At 68.7% G+C, this 18,318-nt stretch carries 14 protein-coding genes; 11 read left to right on the plus strand and 3 right to left on the minus strand.

What is annotated here, in order from left to right; all coding sequences use genetic code 11:
• The first annotated feature begins 256 nt into the window (after nucleotides 1–256).
• Nucleotides 257–2,431: an FUSC family protein gene (locus QRN63_RS07495; protein WP_285030211.1), complete on the plus strand. Its 2,175-nt coding sequence runs from the start codon at nucleotides 257–259 to the stop codon at nucleotides 2,429–2,431.
• Here QRN63_RS07495 and QRN63_RS07500 read toward each other — a convergent pair whose 3' ends face one another.
• Both QRN63_RS07500 and ptsP read right to left on the minus strand, forming a co-directional pair.
• On the minus strand, nucleotides 2,432–3,406 hold the full coding sequence (locus QRN63_RS07500) for a pirin family protein (RefSeq protein WP_285030212.1): 975 nt from the start codon (nucleotides 3,404–3,406) through the stop codon (nucleotides 2,432–2,434). It abuts the gene before it with no gap.
• A gap of 64 nt (nucleotides 3,407–3,470) precedes the next feature.
• Nucleotides 3,471–5,210 carry a phosphoenolpyruvate--protein phosphotransferase gene (gene ptsP, locus QRN63_RS07505; RefSeq protein WP_285030214.1) on the minus strand — a complete coding sequence of 580 codons (1,740 nt, stop codon included), beginning with the start codon at nucleotides 5,208–5,210 and terminating at the stop codon, nucleotides 3,471–3,473.
• Nucleotides 5,211–5,311: 101 nt separating this feature from the next.
• Between ptsP and QRN63_RS07510 the strand changes: the two genes are divergently transcribed.
• The 10 genes from QRN63_RS07510 to QRN63_RS07555 all read left to right on the plus strand — a co-directional run bounded on the left by QRN63_RS07510 (nucleotide 5,312) and on the right by QRN63_RS07555 (nucleotide 17,591).
• The gene (locus QRN63_RS07510) at nucleotides 5,312–6,091 is read left to right on the plus strand and encodes a DeoR/GlpR family DNA-binding transcription regulator (protein ID WP_285030215.1); all 780 of its coding nucleotides are present in this window, start codon (nucleotides 5,312–5,314) and stop codon (nucleotides 6,089–6,091) included.
• Entirely contained in the window at nucleotides 6,088–7,065 is a 978-nt protein-coding gene (gene pfkB / locus QRN63_RS07515) for a 1-phosphofructokinase (protein ID WP_267319994.1), read from the plus strand. Before QRN63_RS07510 ends, pfkB begins: the two co-directional genes overlap by 4 nt.
• Nucleotides 7,066–7,090: 25 nt before the next feature.
• A complete protein-coding gene (locus QRN63_RS07520) occupies nucleotides 7,091–9,112 on the plus strand; it encodes a PTS fructose transporter subunit IIABC (RefSeq protein ID WP_285030216.1) in 2,022 nt (673 codons plus the stop codon).
• Between the two features lie 47 nt (nucleotides 9,113–9,159).
• Entirely contained in the window at nucleotides 9,160–9,417 is a 258-nt protein-coding gene (locus QRN63_RS07525) for an HPr family phosphocarrier protein (protein ID WP_267319992.1), read from the plus strand.
• 193 nt (nucleotides 9,418–9,610) lie between these two features.
• Nucleotides 9,611–10,957: a type VII secretion-associated serine protease mycosin gene (mycP, locus tag QRN63_RS07530; RefSeq protein ID WP_285030218.1), complete on the plus strand. Its 1,347-nt coding sequence runs from the start codon at nucleotides 9,611–9,613 to the stop codon at nucleotides 10,955–10,957.
• Nucleotides 10,954–12,339, plus strand: a complete 1,386-nt coding sequence (gene eccE, locus QRN63_RS07535) for a type VII secretion protein EccE (protein ID WP_285030219.1) — start codon at nucleotides 10,954–10,956, stop codon at nucleotides 12,337–12,339. Before mycP ends, eccE begins: the two co-directional genes overlap by 4 nt.
• 14 nt (nucleotides 12,340–12,353) lie before the next feature.
• Nucleotides 12,354–13,934 (plus strand): PPE domain-containing protein, encoded by a 1,581-nt coding sequence (locus QRN63_RS07540; protein ID WP_285030220.1) that lies wholly within the window; start codon nucleotides 12,354–12,356, stop codon nucleotides 13,932–13,934.
• Entirely contained in the window at nucleotides 13,931–14,269 is a 339-nt protein-coding gene (locus tag QRN63_RS07545) for a YbaB/EbfC family nucleoid-associated protein (RefSeq protein ID WP_285030221.1), read from the plus strand. Before QRN63_RS07540 ends, QRN63_RS07545 begins: the two co-directional genes overlap by 4 nt.
• Before the next feature lie 102 nt (nucleotides 14,270–14,371).
• Nucleotides 14,372–15,562, plus strand: coding sequence for a DUF7373 family lipoprotein (locus tag QRN63_RS07550; protein ID WP_285030223.1), 1,191 nt, complete (start codon nucleotides 14,372–14,374; stop codon nucleotides 15,560–15,562).
• 10 nt (nucleotides 15,563–15,572) lie between these two features.
• The gene (locus QRN63_RS07555) at nucleotides 15,573–17,591 is read left to right on the plus strand and encodes a serine/threonine-protein kinase (RefSeq protein WP_285030225.1); all 2,019 of its coding nucleotides are present in this window, start codon (nucleotides 15,573–15,575) and stop codon (nucleotides 17,589–17,591) included.
• Between the two features lies 1 nt (nucleotide 17,592).
• Here the strand turns inward: QRN63_RS07555 and QRN63_RS29635 are convergent, their stop codons facing one another.
• Nucleotides 17,593–18,306 carry a sensor domain-containing protein gene (locus tag QRN63_RS29635; RefSeq protein ID WP_350224435.1) on the minus strand — a complete coding sequence of 238 codons (714 nt, stop codon included), beginning with the start codon at nucleotides 18,304–18,306 and terminating at the stop codon, nucleotides 17,593–17,595.
• Nucleotides 18,307–18,318 lie beyond the last annotated feature (12 nt).

Here is an 18,318-nt window from a genome sequence, read left to right on the forward strand (position 1 = left end):
GTCAAATTGTGCCATAGATCTCGGCCCGGCCCTGCTCGTATGCGCGGCACGACCTCCGAAATTGCTTCTCCCAGCAAACTTGCAGTTCTGTCAACAACCGATTGCTGCACGGCGCGCGGTTACGGGCCGCCGGCCGGTCCCGATCGGTAGCCCGGCCAGGAACGACCCCGGGGGCGCCGGCGGCTGTGCGAAACCGTGACCGCAGGCGTGTTGTTGCCGGCGCATGGCGGCGTCAGCCAAATTAATGTTGGGCGCCATGACGGGCGTGGTGTCGCGAGAGTCGCCGGCGTTGCGCCGGGAGCAGCTCGTCGCGCGGCTGCGCGACAAGGATCCCGAATACGACGCGCTCCGGCGGGCGACGCGCGCAGGTGTCGTGCTCCCGGTCGTCGCGATCGCCGGACTGGCGGTCGGTACCGCTGTCGGCAGCAGGTCGCAGACGACGATGTTCGCCATCTTCGGCGCCGTCGCGCTGCTGGTGGTGGTCGATTTCCCCGGTAACCGCCCGGCGCGGGCACTGGCCTACGCGGGTCTCGGCTTCAACGGCGTGGTCCTGATTACCCTCGGCACGCTGGTGTCCCCGCATCCGTGGCTGGCGGTGCCGGCGATGTTCGCCATCGGGTTTCTGGTGACATTCTCCGGAGTCCTCAGCGAGATCATCGCCGCCGGACAGCGCTCCACCCTGATGACGTTCGTGCTGCCGGTGTGCACGCCGGCGGGCCCGGTACCCGATCGGCTGCTCGGCTGGGCCGTCGCCTGGGCCATTGCCGTCCCGGCCGCGCTGTTCCTGTTGCCACCCACCCACCACGACGATCTGCGCAAGCACGCCGCGCAGGTGTGCCGCCTGCTGGCCGCCCGGCTCGAGGGGTCCGCGACCGCGCAGGAGCTCTCCGATGCGATGGAGGCCCTGGCAGACAACTTCCTCGGTGCCGACTTCCGCCCGGTCGGTCTGACCGCCGGCAGCCGCGCCCTGGTGCGGGTCGTCGACGACCTGCGCTGGCTGTGCGACCGCGCCACCGACGCCACCGGCTCCCTGCTCGCGGAGACGCGTGCGCCGGCCATCCGGGTACTGAACGACTGTGCCCGGGTGCTCAGCACGCCGCGCGCCGCGGGCCGCGATCGCTACCGCGCCGACCTGGCCGACGCCCTGACCGCGCATCGGGCCGCCACCCGGGGGCGCTACCGCGAGGACATCGAGCTCATCCGGGCCGAACCCGACGATCTACTGGCCGTCGCGACGGGCCGAAAACTGTTGCGGCTCCGCACCTTCTCTGCGTGTATCGGAGCCACGGGCCGCGTCATCGGACTGGCGGCCGACGCCGATGCCCGGCCGGTGTGGGCCCGCGTCCTGGGCCGGCGGCTGCCGGCACACGGGAACCTCGACCGGGTGCTGTCCGAATCCCAGGCCGTATCGGCCATCCCGTCGGGCTTCGTCGCGACCCGGGCCGTGGTGGTACAGAACAGCCTGCGCACCGGAATCGGGCTGGCCGTCGCCGTGGCCGTCGTCCATCTGTTTCCCCTGCAGCACGGGTTCTGGATCGCCATGGCGTCGCTGTCGGTGCTGCGCAGTAGCGCGCTGACCACCGGGACCCGCGTGCTGCGCGCCGTCGGCGGCACCGCGATCGGTTTCCTGCTCGGCACCGTGGTGATCCACCTGATCGGCGCCAACCCCGTCCTGCTGTGGTTCGTCCTGCCCATCGTGGCGTTCGGTTCGGCCTATGTGCCCGATGTGTTTTCGTTCGTCGCGGGCCAGGCAATGTTCACGATGCTGGTGCTCACCATCTACAACCTGATCAGCCCGGCCGGCTGGCGCGTCGGGCTGATCCGGCTCGAGAACGTGCTGGTCGGTGCCGCGGTGGGCGTCGTGGTGTCGCTGCTGCTGTGGCCGCGCGGTTCAGCGGCCGTCGTGCACCGCACGCTGGAGTCGGCGCGCACCGCCGGCACGCGGTATCTGACCGCGGCCGTGCGGCGCGTGACCCGCGGTGCCTCCGAGGCCGCGACCGACCGGGTGCACGCCCTGAGCTTCGACGCCCTGACAGCCTCGCGCACCGTGGATGATGCGGTACGCCACTTCCTTTCGGAGAGCAGCGGCGCCACGGAGCTTCGGGCACCGGTGGTCCGGGCCGCCAATCAGACGGTCCGGTTGCGGGCAGCGGCCGACCTCATCGCTGACGTCGTGCCGCCGCCCTTGGGTCCATATCGGGCCGCGCGCGAGGTCCTCGAAGCCCACACCGCATCGATCTGCGCCCGGATCGCGGGCGCCGAAAACCCCGGCGCCGCGGCGCGCACCCCCATCAGTGACGACTTCGTGCTCGCCCTGCGCGCCGAGACCGGCGGCGGGAACTTGTCGGTCGAGGCCGCGCTGCCTCTGGTGACCGTCGCCGCCAGCCTCGGCGAGCTGGAGCTGCTCCATCCGGACCCGGCGCCCGCCTGATCAGCGGCCGGGCCGGTGCGGTTGCAACGCGTTCGGCGGAATGTTGCCGAACTTGCCGGACTGGAAGTCCTCGAACGCCTCGATGAGCTCCGACTTGGAGTTCATCACGAACGGGCCGTAGTGGAAGACCGGTTCCCGGATCGGCTGACCGCCGAGCAACAGGACCTCCAGCGCGGGCCGGTTCGAGTCCTGACCCGCATCGGCGGCGACGGTGATCCGGTCCCCCGGCCCCAGCACCGCGAGCTGACCCTGGTGGATGGGGTGGCCGACGGGTCCGACGGTGCCGCGTCCGGAGAGGATGTAGACGAGCGCGTTGAACTTGCGGTTCCACGGCAGGTCGAGTCGCGCCCCGGGCGCAATCGTCGCGTGCGCCATGGTGATCGGCGTGTGGGTACCGCCCGGGCCCTTGGCTTCGCCGATCTCGCCGGCGATGACACGCACCAGCGCGCCACCGTCGTCGGACGACAGCAAGGTGACGTCGGTGCCCTCGATGGCCTGGTACCTGGGGGCCGCGAACTTGTCCTTCTTGGGCAGGTTCACCCACAGCTGCAGGCCGTGGAACAGTCCACCGCTCTCGACCAGTTCGGCGGGCGGCGTCTCGATGTGCAGGATGCCCGACCCGGCGGTCATCCACTGCGTGGCGCCGTCGGTGATCAGGCCGCCGCCACCGTGGGAATCCTGGTGCGCGAAGCGGCCGTCGAGCATGTAGGTCACCGTCTCGAACCCGCGGTGCGGGTGCCAGTCGGTGCCCTTCGGTTCACCGGGTTCGTACTCGACCTCACCCATCTGGTCCAGATGGACGAACGGGTCGAGGTCCGCCGGGCTGACCCCGGCGAAGGCTCGGACCACCGGGAAACCCTCGCCCTCATAGCCACGGGGGCCGGTGGTGATGGACCGCACCGGGCGTTCTGTGTCGCTCGGCGCAGCGGAAGCAATACGCGGCAAGCTGATCGTGTCAGCGGTGATAGCAGGCATGCCACCTATAACCGGACTGCGGTCCGATTAATTCCACGCGCTGAGGGTTGCTGATATCCGCTGGTCAGTGGGCTGTCAGCGCGGCGAGCGCCGCGCCGCGGGCGTCCGTCGACGACTCGGCGGCCAGTGCCGCTTCCGCGGCCGCCCGGCACTGCTCGAGCGTCACCCCGGACAGCGCGGCGCCGACCGCACGTACCGCGGCAGCCGCCGTCGACAGCGACGTCACGCCCAACCCGACCAGCACGCACGCCAGCGCCGGATCGGCCGCGGCCTCACCACACACCCCGACCGGCTTGCCCTGCTCGACACCCGCCTTGGCCGCCGTGCCCACCAACGACAGCACCGCCGGCTGCCACGGGTCGCTCAGCGTGGCTAGGTCGGCCGACATCCGGTCCGCGGCCATCGTGTACTGCGTCAGATCATTCGTACCGATCGACAGGAAGTCGACGTGCCGAAGAATCCGATCCGCCAACAACGCCGCGGCGGGCACCTCGATCATCACGCCGGGCGTCAGGCCGAAGGACCGCACCTGTGCCGCAAAGGCTTTCGCCTCCCCAGGCGTCGCGATCATCGGCGCCATCACCCACGGACGCTGGCCGGTCGCGGCGGCTGCGGCGGCGATCGCCTCGAGTTGACGGGTCAGCAGCTCCGGATTGCCCTGGGCGATGCGGATGCCGCGGACACCGAGCGCCGGATTGGCCTCATCGGCATGCCCGGCGAAGCGCAGCGGCTTGTCCGAACCCGCGTCGAGCGTGCGCACCACGACTTTCCGCTCGGGGAACGCCGCCAGCACGTCACCGTAGATCTGCGCCTGCTCGTCGACGGTCGGCTCGAGATCCCGATTCAGAAAGCACAATTCGGTCCGGAACAGCCCGATGCCCTCCGCCGGCGTCTCGGCCGCCGCGTGCGCTGCGGCACCGTCCTGGACATTGGCGAGTACCGCGACGCGATGTCCGTCAGCGGTGGCGCCCGGGCCGTGCCAGCTCTCGGCGAGGTCGGCCTCACGACGCGCCTGGGCCACGGCGGCGGCGGCCCGCGCTGCGTCGGGCTCGATCTCCACGGTGCCGTTGGTGCCGTCCACCAGCACCATTGCCCCCGCCTGCGCCTGCTCGAGCCCGGCGACCGCCACAACGCACGGAATTCCCAGTTGGCGGGCGATGATCGCGGTGTGGCTGGTCGGTCCGCCCAGGCTGGTCACCAACGCCACCACCAGGTTCGGGTCCAGCCCGGCGGTGTCGGCGGGGGCCAGGTCCTCAGCACACAGCACCGACGGCACGTCCGGCACCGGCACGCCGGGTTCGGGCAGTCCCCGCAGTTCGGCGATCACCCGGTCCCGGATATCCCTGAGGTCCGCGACGCGTTCGGCCATGAGTCCGCCCATGCGCGTGAACATCTCGACGAACTGGTCCGCCGTCGCGACGACCGCACGCACGGCGGTCATGCCGTCGGCGATGCGCTTCTCCGTCGCCGACGCCCAGGCCCGGTCCTGCGCGAGGGTCGCAGTCGTGGCCAGGACTTCCGCAGCGGCTCCGGTGGCTCGCGCGGCGCGGTTGCGAAGCCGGTCCGCGACCGTCACCGACGCCGCCGCGAAGCGTTCCCGTTCCCCTGACCGTTCCGACTCCCCCAGTTCAGTGGCCGGGCCGTCGGCCTCCGGCTTGGGGCGTGCCCCCGGCCACAGCACCGGCGCATAGCGCACTCCGCCGACGGCCGGCACTCCGCGCAGCACCACAGGTGCACCACTGGGCGAACGATCGGTTTCCACGCCGACTACCAAAGGCGACGGGCTCACAAATGTCTGACTCATGTGATGTAGATTACTCCGAACCGTTGACAAGTCAACACATCCAAGCGTAAAACAAACAATACAAAGATCGAACCGGATGAATTCCCACAACTTGGAGGGTCATGTACGCGGAAGAACGGCAGCAAGCCATCGCCGCGCGAGTCCTCGCCGACGGTCGCGCCTCGGTCAACGACCTGGCCGAGGCTTACGACGTCACCACCGAAACCGTCCGCCGCGATCTCGACGTCCTCGACAAGGCCGGCGTCATCCGGCGGGTGCACGGGGGAGCGGTGCCCGCCCGCACCCTGCACCTGGTCGAGCAGGGGGTCGTCCAGCGCGATTCCACCCAGACCCAGCAGAAGGCCGCCATCGCGGCGGCAGCCGCCACCTTGCTGCCCATCACGGGCGGAACGGTGCTGATCGACGCCGGCACCACCACCGCCCGGATCGCCGAGCTCATCCCCACCGACCGCGACCTCGTCGTCATCACCAACTCCATCCCCGCCGCCGCGAAACTGACGTCCAATCCGACGGTGTCCCTGCAATTGCTGGGCGGCCGCGTCCGCAGCATCACCCAGGCCGTGGTGGGGGAGCAGGCCCTGCGGACACTCGACTCCCTGCGCGTCGACGTCGCCTTCCTCGGCACCAACGGCATCAGCGTCCGGCACGGCTTCTCCACCCCGGACAGCGACGAGGCCGCCATCAAGCGCGCCATGGTCCACTGCGCCAATCACGTTGTGGTCACCGCGGATTCGAGCAAGTTCGGCCGGGAAGACCTGGTCAGTTTCGCGCCACTGTCAGCCGTGCGAACCGTCGTCACCGACACCGAGATCCGCGCCCACGAGCGCCAACAGCTGATCGACGCCGGCGTCGACGTCATCTGCGCGGAGGCCGACGCATGATCGTCACCGTCACCTTGAACCCGAGCCTGGACCGCACCCTCGCGCTCGACGAGCCGCTGACCAGGGGAGCGGTGCACCGCCTCACGCCTGTCTCCACCGAGCCGGGAGGCAAGGGCGTCAACGTATCTCGCGCCCTGACCCAGAACGGTGTCGACACCGTCGCACTGCTGCCGGCCGCCGACCACGATCCGATCCTGGCGGGGCTGGCGACGCGCGGCGTGCCGTTCCACAACATCGCCATCCCGGGCGTCGTGCGCAGCAACCTGACCATCACCGAAAAAGACGGCACCACAACCAAACTCAACGAACCGGGGGCATATCTGGACGCCGCCGCGCTGGCAACACTGACCGCCGCCGTCTGCGACCACGCGGCGGGCGCCACCTGGATGGTGCTGTCCGGATCGCTGCCGCCCGGGGTACCCGACAACTGGTACGCCGACATCGTGGCCCGGCTGGCGGCCCTGCCGTGCCGCGTGGCGGTGGACACCTCCGAGCGTCCGCTCACGGCACTGGCCGAAGCGTTCGCGACCGCGGCGCCCGACCTGATCAAGCCCAACTCCGAGGAACTGGCCTGGCTGACCGGCCGCTCCGCGCACGAGCTGGAAGAGGCTGCCGCGCAAGGTGATCCGCTGCCCGTGGTGTCCGCCGCGCGGCAGCTCGTCGACCGCGGGGCCGGCACCGTCCTCGTCACCCTCGGCGGCGCGGGCGCAGTCCTGGTCGACGGCGACGGGACGTGGGCGGCCACGGCCCCGTCGATCGTGCCGCGCAGCACCGTCGGCGCAGGCGACTCGTCGCTGGCGGGCTACCTCGCCGCCACCATCGCCGGCGCTACGCCGGCCGAAAGGCTCCAGACGGCCGTCGCCTACGGCAGCGCCGCTGCCTCGTTACCGGGTTCCGCACTGCCCACCCCGGAACAGATCGACGTGAAAGCCGTTCAGGTTCAGGCTGTCACGTCCGCCTCCGCCCCCCTCTGACCCGTCCCAGCCAAAAGGAACCCCGATGCCGATCATCACCTCGGACCTCGTCGCACTCGACGTCGACGCCGGTCCCGACAAGCAGAATGTGATCGAACTGCTGGCGGCCCGAATGGCCGAGACCGGCCGTGCCACCAACGGTGACGGACTCGTCGAGGCCGCCCTGGCGCGCGAATCCCAGTCGGCCACCGGGCTTCCCGGCGGTATCGCGATCCCACATTGCCGATCGCCCCATGTCGACGAACCGACCATCGGCTTCGCCCGCCTGGCTCCCGCGGTCCCCTTCGGGGCGCCCGACGGTCCCGCCGACCTCGCATTCCTCATCGCCGCACCGGAATCCGGCGGCGCCGAGCACATGAAGCTGCTGTCGAGCCTGGCGCGGGCCCTGGTCCGCAAGGATTTCGTCGAACAGCTGCGTGCCGCGGGCACCGCCGACGAAGTGGTCGCGCTCGTCGAGGATGTCGTCGCCCCGGCGCCGGCGGACCCGGCGACGCCCGCGGCGCCGGCCCCGGCCGCTCCTGCTGCCGAGCCCGAGCCCAAGACCTCCATCATCGCGATCACCGCCTGTCCCACCGGGATTGCCCACACCTACATGGCCGCCGACGCCTTGAAACTGGCCGCCGACCGCGCCGGTGTGAACTTCACCGTCGAAACCCAGGGCTCGTCCGGCTCCACCCCGCTGTCGGCGGAGACCATCGCCGCCGCCGACGCCGTCATCTTCGCCACCGATGTCGGCGTCAAGGACAAACAGCGGTTCGCCGGTAAGCCCGTCGTCGCCTCCGGGGTCAAGCGGGCCATCAACGAACCCGACACCATGATCGCCGAAGCCGTTGCAGCGGCGAAGGATCCGCAGGCCGCCCGGGTACAGGGTGACACCGCGGCCCCTGCCGCCGACGAGGCCCGCGGCGGGCTGGGCTGGGGCACACGACTGCGCCAGATCCTGCTGACGGGCGTCAGCTACATGATCCCGTTCGTGGCCGCCGGCGGCCTGCTGATCGCGCTGGGCTTCCTGTTCGGGGGCTACGAGATCGCCAACAAGCCTGCCGGACAATCGGATTCGCTCGCGCACATCATCGCGACCACCAACTCGCTGACCAACCTGCCCGCGGGCGGTCTGATGCAGTACCTCGGTGCCGTGCTGTTCACCTTGGGCGGGCTGGCCTTCGGCTTCCTCGTCCCCGCGCTCGCCGGGTACATCTCCTTCGCCATCGCCGACCGCCCCGGCATCGCACCGGGTTTCACCGCAGGCGCGGTGGCCGTCACCGTCGGCGGCGGATTCATCGGCGGCATCGTCGGCGGCCTCATCGCCGGATTCGCCGCACTGTGGATCGCGTCATTCAAGGTGCCCCAGTGGTTCCGCGGGCTGATGCCGGTGGTGGTGATCCCGCTCGGCGCCTCGCTGATCGTCGGCCTGTCCATGTTCCTGCTGCTGGGCCGTCCGCTGGCCGCCGTCACCTCGGGCCTGACCCACTGGCTCGGCAGCATGTCCGGCAGCTCGCTGATCCTGCTGGGCGTCATCCTCGGCCTGATGATGTGCTTCGACCTGGGCGGACCGGTCAACAAGGCGGCCTACTCCTTCGCCGCCGCCGGGCTCAACATCACCGACGTCGCATCGCTGCGGATCATGGCCGCCGTCATGGCGGCCGGGATGGTGCCGCCGCTGGCCATGGCACTGGCCTCCACCGTCCGGCCCCGCCTGTTCACCGAACCCGAGCGGGAAAACGGCCGGGCCGCTTGGCTTCTCGGTGCATGCTTCATCAGCGAGGGCGCCATCCCGTTCGCCGCCGCCGACCCGCTTCGTGTCATCCCGTCGATGATGTTCGGCGGTGCGGTCACCGGCGCCATGGTGATGGCGTTCGACGTGACGTCCAAGGCACCGCACGGCGGCATCTTCGTCTTCTTCGCCATCGGAAACCTCGTCTGGTTCGTGGTGGCCGTCCTCGTCGGCGCCGTCTGCAGTGCGCTGGCGGTGATCGCCGCCAAGAGCGCCGGCAGGTCGCTTCCGCCGGTCGACACCACCGCGGCCCTGCAGCCCGCCGCCAGCTGAACCGTCCTGATCAAGCACAACCAATCCAACAATCACAAGGAGAAGCCATGCCCAGCAAGACCGTCACCGTCGGATCCGCCATCGGCCTGCACGCCCGTCCGGCAGCCGTCATCTCCGAGGCCGTCATCAATTCCGGCGCGCAGGTCACCCTGGCGGTCGACGGCGGGGAACCCGTGGACGCCGGCTCGGCGCTGATGATCATGACGCTCGGGGCCGGCAACGGAGCGCAGGTGACGGTGGCATCCGACGACGAAACGGCCGTGGCGACCATCGCTGACCTGGTGTCCCAGGACCTCGACGCCTGACGCGGCTCGCTCGGGGTCGCTCCCAGCAGCCACAGAAAGCGCACAGAGCCCCCGCTACGCACCACTAGTATGAATTCGTGCTAGCTGCGTACGGGGAGGGCATCGCGGAACACGGCGGTGTCGTAGCGGGAAAAATGTCACGGGGGACTCGGAACATCACGAGCGGCCGTCCCCATGGTGGGGGCGGTTGCTCGTGCGTCGTCTAGCCGCCCTGGCTGCGGCGTTGCTGCTGGCTGTCGCCAGTACCCCGCCCGCACTGGCCATCGAGCCGCCGGCCATCGACCCCGGCGCCGTCCCGCCCGACGACACCGGCCCCGATCAGCCGATGGAGCAGCGCAAGATCTGCTCTGGGCCGACCGTCCTGCCGAACACCAACTTCGCCGACAAGCCCTGGGCAGCCGACTATCTGCACCTCGCCGAGGCACAGAAGTTCGCGACCGGAGCGGGCGTCACCGTCGCCGTCATCGACACCGGTGTGAACGCCTCGCCCCGGGTGCCCGCCGAGCCCGGCGGCGACTTCGTCGACAAAGGCGGCAACGGCCTGTCGGACTGCGATGCCCACGGCACGCTGACCGCGTCGATCATCGCCGGCCGCCCGGCGCCGACGGACGCGTTCATCGGTGTCGCCCCCGAAGCCCGCATCCTGTCGCTGCGCCAGACCTCGGAGGCCTTCCAGCCGAAGGACTCCCGTAGTGATCCCAACGACCCCAACACCACCCAGACCGCCGGGTCGCTGCGCAGCCTCGCCCGCGCCATCGTGCACGCCGCGAACATGGGTGCGCAGGTCATCAACATCTCCGAAGCCGCCTGCTACAAGGTCACCCGGGCCATCAACGAGACCACCGTCGGATCGGCCATCGCCTACGCGGTGAACGTCAAGAACGCCGTGGTGGTCGTCGCGGCCGGCAACACCGGCCAGGACTGCACCCAGAACCCACCGCCGGACGCCGCCGTGCCGTCGGACCCGCGGGGCTGGAAGCAGGTGCAGACCATCGTCTCGCCGGCCTGGTACTCGCCGCTGGTGCTGACCGTCGGCGGCATCGGGCCACAGGGCCAGCCGAGCAACTTCTCGATGTCGGGCCCATGGGTCGGTGCCGCCGCGCCCGCCGAAGGCGCCACCGCGCTGGGCTACGACGGCAACCCCGTCAACGGCCTCAACGGGCAGGACGGCCCTATCCCCATCAACGGCACATCGTTCGCCGCGGCGTACGTCTCGGGTCTGGCCGCACTCCTGCGGCAGCGGTTCCCCGACCTGACCGCCGCGCAGATCGTCACCCGCATCACCGCGACGGCGCGACACCCCGGTGGGGGAGTGGACAACTACGTCGGCGCCGGTGTCATCGACCCGGTGGCGGCGCTGACCTGGGACGTTCCCGCCGGCCCGAAGCAGGCGCCGTACCAGGTCAAGAGCATTCCGCCGCCGGTGTACGTCCCGCCGCCCGACCGCGGACCCATCACCATGGTCGTCGTGGCCGGTGCCGCGCTGATCGTGCTGCTCGGCCTGGGTGCGGTGACCCGCCGGGCGCTGAGGCGCCGATGAAGCACTTCGGGCTCCGCTTCACCACGGGGCACCTGTTATGGGCGGCAACGCTGGTGCCGGCCGTCGTGCTGCTGTGCATGCATTTCAACCTGCTGTGGCTCGGCATCACCCTCGGTGTCCTGATCGCGCTGTTCTCGGTCCTCGCCATCCGCGGACGGCGGCTGACGGGCTGGATCGCCGCGATGTTCGCCTGGCGGCGCCGCCACAAGGTGGCTCCGCCGGCGCCCTCGGAGCCGGCCGTCGGAGCGACGGTCATGCCCGGCGATCACGTCGCGGTGCGCTGGCTGGGTGACCATCTGGTCTCGGTCGTCGAACTGGTGCCGCGCTCGTTCACCCCGACGGTGATCGTCAACGGCGAGGCGTTCACGGACGACAACCTCGACACCCGACTGGTGGAGCAGCTGCTCGCGGCGCACGCACCGGATCTCGAGGCGGACGTCGTCTCGGCCGGCTACCGCGTCGGCAAGACCGCCCCGTCGAGCGTCGTCGCGCTGTACGAGCAAGTGGTCGGCCCCTACGCCGCACCGGCCAACCGCCGGACGTGGATCGTGTTGCGCGCCAACCCCGACGAGACGCGCCGCTCGGCAATGCGCCGCGCCACCGGGGTCTCCGGCCTGGCCAGCTATCTGGTGGCGACCACCACCCGCATCGCCGACCAGTTGGCCAGCCACGGCATCGACGCCCGCCCCGCCCGCAGCTTCGAGGAGTATGACCGGGCGACCGCGATCAGTTTCGAGCGCGAGACATGGTCAACCATCAAGGGCCGCAGCACATTTACCGCTGCCTACTCGGCACCAGGCGGTCCCAACATGTGGTGGTCGGCCCGCGCGGACCACACGATCACCCGGGTCCGGGTGAAGCCCGGTCAAGCGCCGACGGCGACGGTGCTGCTGACGACGCTGGCCACGCCGACGACGCCCCGCGGCTTCTCGTGTCTGTTCGGTGGGCAGCGCGCCGCGCTGGAGGGGCTGAGCCCGATCACCGACCGGCACTACGAGCTGCCGATCGGCTCGGCCGGCGTCCTGGTGGGGGAGACCGCCGACCGCTATCCGGTGTACATGCCGTTCGACAACGTCGACTCCACGATCAACCTCGGTGACGCGCACGTGTTCACCCAGTTCGTGGTCCGCTCGGCAGCGGCAGGAGCCGTCGTCACCTTGGCGCCGCAATTCAAGGAATTCGCCGGATTCATCAACGCCCGGATCGGGAACGTTCCGAAGGTGGTGTGGCCCAATGCCACCACCTACCTCGGGCCGCATCCAGGAATTTCACGAATTCTGCTGCGTCACAACTTCATCGACACCCCGCGCCACCGTCAGCTGCCCATCCAGCTGATCAACCCGCGCGAGGAGAGCCGGTTCCAGATGGCGCTGGAGAAGTGAGGGGGAGCAAGTAGATGGCCGGAAAATTGAAAGTCTCCTCGGAGACGCTGAATGCCAAAGCAGCCGAAGTTGACGTCGACCTGCCGACGCTGCCGCCGGCACCCAAAGCGCCATGCGAGTTGACCATCGCGCAAGACGCCACCGGATTCCTCAAGAACAACCTGCAGCAGCTCGACGCCGCGCTCAAGGCCGGGAGGGCTCAGAATCGGCGACTGGCCGCCTGCCTGCGAGCGGCCGCCGCGGCCTACGACGCAGCCGACGCAGCCGGGAAATCCGGCATCGATGCCACCAAGCTCGGCGCCGGCGGGGGTGCACCCATCACTCCCAACCTGCCCCCGGCGCCGGCCCCCTCAGACCCGGTCGGCAGCCTGCCCTGGATGCTCGAATCGCTTGGCGGAGCCGAATCGCATCCCAGTAATCCCGGCATGGACTGGGAGGTGGCCGCTGCGCAGATCAACGGCGGCGACCAGGGGGCCTCGATGATCGAGTTCGGCGCGAAGATGACCGCAGTGGCAGCGCAACTCGCTGAACTGAACGGCAAGTTCAACATGGCCGGCGTCGAGTGGGAGGGCGAAGCCGCCGAAGCCGCAGAACAAGCGCTCAAGGACTACTCGACCTGGCTGACAGCGATGACCGCGGCCGCCAATAACCTGGCCGTCCAGGCCATCGACCTGTCCGCGATCCATGGCGGCAGGCGACCCGAGCACCCCAGCATGCAGGACGTGGCGGACTACGAGAATGCCAGTGTGCTGGCGACCGTGGGCCAGGCGGCATACGACTTCTTCACCGGCCACGCCACCAAGCAACAAGAATCCGACACCGTGCGGGCCAAGTACGCCCAGCAGGCGGCCATTCGTTCCCTCGTCACACCGCCCCCGCCCAACTTCGGCTCGTCCGCGTGGCCCGCCGTCAAGCCGGGGGATGTGGCGAAGAAAGACGGCAACGGCACGGGCGCGCCCCAAGCACCTGGCGGAGGTGGCCCGTCCGGTGGAGGCGGGACCCCGGGCGGCGGCGCGCCGAGCGGTGCGACGCCGTCGATGCCGGAATCGCCGAGCGTCAACCCCGCCGGCGCCGGAGCCCAGAAGCCCGAGGGCGGCGGATCACCTTCTGGCGGTTCACCTTCCGGTGGTGGCTCACCGTCAGGCGGATCCGGTCAGGGTTCACCTGGCGGCGGGATGCCCGGCGGCTTGGGCGGCGACAAGCCCGACATGCCGAGCCTGCCCGACGGCCCGAGCGTGAGCCCGGCGTCCGCCGGCGGCGGCGCGGGCGGCGGATCCGGCGGTGGAGGCGGCGGTGGACTGGGCGGCCAGCCCATGCAGCCAGCGGCCGTCGCGCCGGCGTTGGGTTCTGCCGGTGGCGCGGCAGCAGGTGGCGCCAGTCAGGCTGCGGGTCGTCCCCCGGTCGGCGGCGGCGGTATGGGTGGCGGCATGGGTGGCATGGGTCATGGCGGCGGTCGCGAAGGCGGCAAGGAGAAGAAGCGCAACGCGAATCTGTCCCCCGACGAGGTCCTGTACAAGGAGGACCGCGCGTTCACCGACGGCGTCATCGGGCACCGGCGCCGCACCAAGATCGATGACAAGAAGGACAACAAATGATCGAGATGCATCCCGAGGTCGCTGCGGTTCTCCAGCAGGCCCAGCGCCTGCAGTCGGTCATGGACGAGCAGCTCGCCAAGATGAACACCGAGTCGTTCACCGCAACCGACGAAGCCAAGACCGTCGAGGTCACTCTCAACGGCCACCATTGGCTGACGGATTTGTTCATCGAGGACGGCCTGCTCCGCCTCGGCGCGGACACCGTCGAAGCCCGGATCAACGAGGCCCTGGGCAACGCGACGGCCAAGGCCACCGAGTCCATCGACGCCGACCGGGCCCGGCTCAACGAGCTGGTCGCCGAGATCACGGCCGGTAATCCGCCCGCCCAGCCCTAGCGTCGCCTGGCGCACTCAGACGCTCCAGTGCGTACAGTTCGCGGAGAGTCACTGCGCACGCCCTGGGGAGCTGTGCAGTCAGGGGAGACGATGGGGAGCGTCATGAGGATCGCCGAGTTGGCCGCAGCAGTTGCCGCAGTATCACTGCTGGCCGGCTGCACGACGGTAACGAACGGCGAAGCAACCAAGGACCCGTCGTTCAAGCCGGGCGACGCCATCGTGAGCCTGCTGAATCCCGGGAACTACCCGACGGCACCCAAGCCGGGGCCGGCGCTGAAACCGGGCGCGGAGTCCGGGCGGCTCATCGACGCTGAACGTCTCGCAGAATTCGTGGTCGGGCCGTGGGAAGTCGATCCCACCCTGACCAGCATCGGTTTGGATGTGACGGGCGTGTACCTCGATGCCGCGGGACTGACCAGCGTCGAACGTCCCATGGTGCAGATTGCCAACGACCACCAACTGATCAACGGGTTCGGCTCCGGTCGGGGAACGACTCGCGGCGCGGATCACGACAATGGGTTGGTAATTCTGGTGCTGCGGTTCCCAACGCCAGACCTGGCCAATGATGCCGCACGCAAATTCTCAGAGCAGGCACCGGTCATCGATCGAGCCACGCCCAATGAGCAGCTATCAATACCCGGACACCCCGAGGCTCTGGCGCATCAGTCCACGCTGTTCGACGGCAAATTCACCGTCACCTCCTATACGCCGCACGGCTCGTACGTCCTCTATCAGTACGCGACGAGTGACAAGACCCTCGATACGGCAACGCAACTAATAGCCAAGTCGCTGGACCTGCAGGCAAGCCGAATCGACGGTTTCCGCCCCACCGATCCAGCCCAGTTCGCCACCATGCAGACGGATCCCGACGGAATACTTCGTCTGACCGTCCCCACCAAGGAGCACAGAGGCAACCAAGGATTGTGGGGACCCCGTGGCATTCTTCACTTCGACGACGACCCCATCAAAATATCTGCGACTTTGACGGCAGCCGGTGTAGACGTCATTTCGGTACGCGGCACCTACCTCTATCGGGCCAAAGACGCTGCCGCCGCGACCCAGCTCGCGCAGAAGCTGGCCGAGCCCGACGGTAAGAACCCCACCGTGCCGGGTCCCACCGTGCCCGGCCTACCGTCGGCCAAGTGCCAGACCATCGATTCCGCAGACGTAAGGGCACGGGTCTTTGCCTGCTCAGCATCGCTGGACCGGTGGGTCTACACAGCTTCATCGCTGCAGCCGTTCGACGCCACACAACGAATGGCGTCCCAGTATCTGCTGCTGACTGCGAAATAATCGGACCACGATGACATCGACCTTCAACCCCGGCGACATCGTCGCCGGTTACACCATCGAATCGGTCCTCGGTGTCGGCGGCATGGGCGTGGTCTACAAAGCCAAGAACCCCCAGTTGCCCCGCAGCGACGCCCTGAAGGTCCTCACGACCTCCATCCAGGGCGACGGCCAGTTCCGTGAGCGCTTCCTCCGCGAAGCCAATGTCGCCGCCACACTTGACCACCCCAACATCGTCGCCGTCTACTCGCGCGGTGAAACCGAAGCGGGCCAGCTGTGGATAGCTATGCAGTACGTCGCGGGCACCGACGCCGACCAGGAAGTCCGCTCAGGCCGGATGTCACCCGCGCGGGCGGCCCGCATCATCACCGAAGTCGCCAAGGCTCTCGACTACGCACACCGGCGCGGCATCATGCATCGCGACGTGAAGCCCGCCAACTTTCTGCTGGCCAACGCAGACGATCCCGGCGATGACGAACGAGTCTTCTTGGCGGACTTCGGAATTGCCCGAGCGTTCGACGATGCGGCACACCTGACCACCGATGGCTCGGTCATGGCGTCCATCGCCTACGCCCCGCCCGAAGCCCTGAGTGGGCAGCACGTCGATTCTCGGGCCGATGTCTACTCTCTGGCCTGCAGCTTCTTCGTGCTGCTCACCGGCAAGACACCGTACGGGGGGCTGCCCGGCGGCATAGCCGCGATCGCCGCGGCACACGTAACAGGTGAAATCCCGCGCGTCACCGATCGGGTGCCCCACCTGCCGTGGGCGCTGAACGAAGTGATCGCTCGGGGGATGGCCAAGGATCCCAACGCCCGCTACCAGACCGCGCGAGAATTCGCCGCCGCGGCCACGGCCGCCGTCGCGAACAGTGGCCCGGCGCCACACGCACCCCGCCAGCTGCCGCCCCCGGGGGCGCAATCATGGCCGCCGCGGCAGCCGACACCACCCAGCGGCGTGCTGACGTATCCGAGCGGACAGTTCAGCGGCCCCTACCCACCCGGCCCGCCACGCGGCCAGATGCCTCCCCAGATGGCGGCGCCCCGTCCCCCATCTACTCCACCGAACAGTTCGCGCAAACGTCGACTGGTCATCGGCGCCGGAGTAGCTGCGGTGATCACCGTCATCGTGGTCGTCGCCTCAATACTGCTCATCGGCAAGCCCGCAGCCCCCACGTACACCGCGCAGTCGTTCACCCACGCACACGGCAGCACCGAAATCACCAAGGCGCCAACAGCTGTCGCCGCCCTGGGCCCCGGTGACGCCGACGCCGTGCTGTCGCTCGGCCTACAACCCGTGGCGATTGCCGGCGCAGGTAAATCCCTGCCCTCGTGGTTGCAGTCCAAGATCACCGGGAATCCGTCGGTCAAGGACACCGTCGGTTTCATCGACACCAGCGCCATTCAGGCCGCGAAACCCGACGTCATCATCGCGACCGGCGACATCGACGACGCGACGTACCAGCGCCTCGCGGCCATCGCCCCGACCGTGACGCAGCCGAAAGACACCAGCCGAGCGTGGAACTGGCAGACCCAGCTCAAATGGATCGGCAAGATCGTCGGCCGCGACAGGGAAGCCGACAATCTCATCAACCAGGTGGCGTCCCAACAAACCGATCTCAAAAATCAAAATCCGCAGGCAGCGGGGAAGAGCGTCCAGGTCATACATGTGTCGGACGATGGCGTCAGTCAGACGCTGACGCCATCCAACGCGGCGGACTATCTCAGTTCCCTCGGCCTGAATTACGATGCCAGCCTAAGACGTCAACCCGGTGACAGCAGTTCGAGCCAGTCGATGGCAGATCAGTCGAAATTGTTTCAGGTCCGCACTGAAGTACTGGTCGTCGTGCGCACCGATAAGGCCGCGGGTAACGGCGGGGCAGCGGGACTTCCTTATCAGTTAGCTGCCTACCGCGGGTCGATGATCATCGTTGACGACCCGAATACCGTTGCGGCACTTGCCGATCCGGGCGGTTATCTCGCCACCGAGTATCTCGATACCAACTTCGTTCCGCTGATGAGCGTCATCCGCTGATCTACAGGCCGGCCGCGATCCTCGCCAATAGATCGCGACCCCTGTTCGCAACGTTCGGCGTACACACCCGCACATCGATGATCACGTTCCTTCGGGCACCCAACGCATGCTGACAGGGGACTGCGGTGCCGTCTCGGGCCGTTCCCGACATCGCAACGCTGACAACGGAATCGACTACTTCGACGCTGGTCAATGAATATGTGAGGGTGGTCTGACCGCCCTTGACAGTCGCCTGCTGGTTCTGGCATGACCGCCAAGTTCGAGCGGTCATGTCCCGAAAGTCGGCTGCGTCCGCATCCGTCCGAAACGCGGCAATGACCTGCACGACTTGATCGTGCTGGCCGCTGTGGAGAAGCTGGCCTGCGAAACCCGTTCGGCTGTAGTAGGAAGCGGTGTCGAGACCTGGCATGACAGCCTCGATGCACCGAATGGGCTCGACCCTGAGCCTGGTATCCGGCTTCCGGAAGATGGCCTCGGGCGTCATCGCGACACCCACCACATCGCTGATCTCGGACGGGGAACCCAACAGCCGCGGCAGCCCGGCATCATCAACGGGCCTGGCGGCAGCTGATGTCGGCGTAGTTAGGGCAGCGGAGGCTGTAGCTGGCGCAGTGGCCGTTCCAGAAACCTTCCGATCGGTGGCCCCGCACCCCGCCACCACCAGAACCGCCACACCAACGCTCAACGCCGCCCGCCGAGCTGGGTTCGGATTCATTTGTTCCTTCCG

This window comes from Mycolicibacterium sp. lyk4-40-TYG-92 (assembly GCF_030209435.1).
Classification (GTDB): domain Bacteria; phylum Actinomycetota; class Actinomycetes; order Mycobacteriales; family Mycobacteriaceae; genus Mycobacterium.